At 76.1% G+C, this 2,502-nt stretch carries 3 protein-coding genes; all 3 read left to right on the top strand.

The window, feature by feature from the left end:
• On the top strand, nucleotides 1–977 hold a 977-nt coding region (locus KBX39_RS28795), incomplete at its 5' end, for an alkaline phosphatase family protein (protein ID WP_210873547.1).
• 93 nt (nucleotides 978–1,070) lie between these two features.
• Nucleotides 1,071–2,330, top strand: coding sequence for a DNA polymerase IV (locus KBX39_RS28790; protein WP_210873545.1), 1,260 nt, complete (start codon nucleotides 1,071–1,073; stop codon nucleotides 2,328–2,330).
• 115 nt (nucleotides 2,331–2,445) lie between these two features.
• The coding region (locus KBX39_RS34265) for a DUF3040 domain-containing protein (RefSeq protein ID WP_210873550.1) at nucleotides 2,446–2,502 on the top strand (57 nt) is incomplete at its 3' end.

Raw genomic sequence — 2,502 nt, 5'->3', positions numbered from 1 at the left:
GGTACCAGATCCCCACCGCCGCCCGGTACGCCCCGACGCTCGCCGGACTGGCCGCCACCACCGGCCGGCCGCTCACCACCGGCTTCCCGTCCACCACCCCGACCAGCCTGGTCAGCCTCGGCACCGGCACCGCGTCGGGCGCGCACGGCGTGCTCGGCTTCACCGTCCGGGTGCCCGGCACCGACCGGGTGCTCAACCACGTCGACTGGGCCGGCGACCCCGACCCGGTGAGCTGGCAGCCGGTGCCCACCTGGTACCAGCGGGCGCGCGCCGCCGGGGTGGCGGTGACCGTGGTCAGCCGCCCCGAGTTCGCCGGCAGTGGCCTGACGCTCGCCGCCAACCGGGGCGGCGACTACCGGGGCGCGGCCGGCGCCGACGCGCTCGCCGCGCGGATGCTGGCGGCGCTGGCCGCCGGGGACGGACCCACGCTGGTCTCCGGGTACCACCCCGACCTGGACCGGCACGGGCACCTCAGCGGCGTCGACTCCGCGCCGTGGCGGTCCGCCGCCGCCGATGTGGACGCGCTGCTGGCCCGGCTCGTCGACGGGCTGCCGCCGGACGCCGCGCTGCTGGTCACCGCCGACCACGGCCAGCTCGATGTGCCCGCCGGGCACCGGATCGACCTGGACGCCGATCCCCGGCTGCGCGCCGGCGTACTGGTGGTCGCCGGTGAGCCCCGCGTCCGCTACCTGCACACCGAGCCGGGCGCCGAAGCCGACGTGGTGGCCGCCTGGACCGAGCTGCTGGGCCCGGCCGCGCACGTGCTGACCCGCGCCGAGGCGGTGGCGACCGGCTGGTTCGGGCCGGTGCCCGAGGCGCACCTGAGGCGGATCGGCGACGTGGTGGTGGTCTGCCGGGACACCTACGCGGTGGTCGCCACCCGTTCCGAGCCGCCGATGGCGTCGCGGCTGGTGGCGTACCACGGCGCGGACACCGCCGCCGAGATGACCGTTCCGCTGCTGGTGGTGCGGGGCTGAGAGGGCCCGGTCCTGGCCGGTGCGTGGGGTGGCGCCTTGGTGGCCGCCGGGCTGGGCGGTGGGGTTGTCGGACCGGCGGGCTAGCCTGCTGGCATGGGCCGCAGCCAGTCGTTGCCCCGAGGCGGTGACCCGCGCTTCGGGCCGGACGCCGACGACACCGGCTGCGCCATCCTGCACGTCGACATGGACGCGTTCTACGCCTCGGTCGAGGTGCGCCGCCGTCCCGAGCTGCGCGGGCGGCCGGTGGTGGTGGGCGGCGTCGGCCCGCGCGGGGTGGTCAGCTCCGCCAGCTACGAGGCCCGGCAGTACGGCGTCCGCAGCGCCATGCCCACCGCCCGCGCCCGGGCGCTCTGCCCCGGCGCTGTCTACCTGCCGCCCGACTTCACCGCCTACACCGAGGCGTCGCGGGCGGTCATGCGGATCTTCCGGGACGTCACCCCGCTGGTCGAGCCGCTCTCGCTGGACGAGGCGTTCCTCGACGTGGCGGGCGCCCGCCGGCTGTTCGGCCGGCCCGCCGACATCGCCGCGCTGATCCGCCGCCGGGTCGCCGAGGAACAGCGGCTGACCTGTTCGGTGGGCGTCGGGCCGAGCAAGTTCGTGGCGAAGCTCGGCTCCACCCGGGCCAAGCCCGACGGCCTGCTCGTGGTCCCGGCCGCTCAGGTGCTGGACTTCCTGCACCCGCTGCCGGTGTCCGCCCTGTGGGGCGTGGGGGAGCGTTCCGCCGACGCGCTGCGCCGCCTCGGCCTGCGCACCGTACGCGACCTCGCCGAGGCACCGGCCGGCCTGCTGCGCCGGGCCGTGGGCGAGGCGTCCGCCGCCCACCTGCACGAGCTGGCGTGGGGGCGCGACCCGCGCGGGGTCTCGCCGGAACAGGTGGAGAAGTCGATCGGCGCGGAGGTCACGTTCGACATCGACGTGACCGACCCGGACGAGATCCGGCGGTCCCTGCTCGCCCTCGCCGACAAGGCCGGTGCTCGGCTGCGGGCGGCCGGGCAGGTGGGCCGTACCGTGTCGCTCAAAGTCCGTTTCGCCGACTTCCGGACGATCAGCCGCTCCCGCACGCTCGCCGTGCCCACCGACACCGCCCGGGAGATGTTCGACACGGCCTGGGCGTTGTGGGGCGCGCTCGCTCCCGGCGAGCCGGTTCGGCTGGTCGGGGTCCGGATGGAAGGTCTCGCCCCCGCCGGGGAGACCCCGCAGCAGCTCACCCTCGGCGCGCCCGAGCGCGGCTGGCGTGAGGCGGAGGCGGCGGCCGATGCGGCGGCCGCCCGATTCGGGCGGTCCGTCATAGGTCCGGCCAGTCTTCTCGGCCGTCGTGATACACGACAAGTCGAAAAACCGACCCGGCCGTAGGTCGTCCCGCTTTCCGACGCGCGGGGGCCCTCGTAGACTTGCGGGTAAGCAGCCGGTTGGCTGCCACGGTCTGTCGGCCCGCCCGGGTCGACCAACGTGACCGGGGAGGAGTGCCGTGCCGCTCTCGGAGCACGAGCAGCGGCTGTTCGAGCAGATCGAGCGGTCGCTTGCC

Source organism: Micromonospora sp. D75 (genome assembly GCF_018070405.1).
GTDB classification, from domain to species: Bacteria; Actinomycetota; Actinomycetes; order Mycobacteriales; family Micromonosporaceae; genus Micromonospora; species Micromonospora chalcea.
The sequence above is the reverse complement of the archived record's forward strand: the minus strand, read 5'-3'. Positions and strand labels throughout refer to the sequence as shown.